Source organism: Akkermansia sp. GGCC_0220, assembly GCF_017566105.1.
Taxonomy (GTDB): Bacteria; Verrucomicrobiota; Verrucomicrobiia; order Verrucomicrobiales; family Akkermansiaceae; genus Akkermansia; species Akkermansia massiliensis.
Genome location: NZ_JABFCI010000116.1, coordinates 1 through 226 on the forward strand (window position 1 = coordinate 1; position 226 = coordinate 226).

Annotated in this window: 1 protein-coding gene; it reads left to right on the forward strand. The window is 42.9% G+C overall.

Features of this window, described 5'->3' with window-relative positions; translation table 11 throughout:
• Positions 1-226, forward strand: a 226-nt coding sequence (locus HJW02_RS13220) for a hypothetical protein (RefSeq protein ID WP_208050714.1), incomplete at both ends; no start/stop codon positions are given.

Genomic DNA, 226 nt, shown 5'->3' on the forward strand with positions numbered 1-226 from the left:
CTTGAGAAAGCAGGATAACATTGGTACGGATATCCTTGAAACCGTTTATACGTACGATGATCGTGCACGGTTACTAACGAAAGTCAATACTTGGAACGGGCGTTTTACCGATAAAATCACTTATGTATACGATGCATTGGGGCGTCTGACTGGCAGGAATTATGGTGATAAGGTGTCTGAGAGTTTATCCTATAATATCCGTGGCTGGCTGACTGGAATCGAAAGT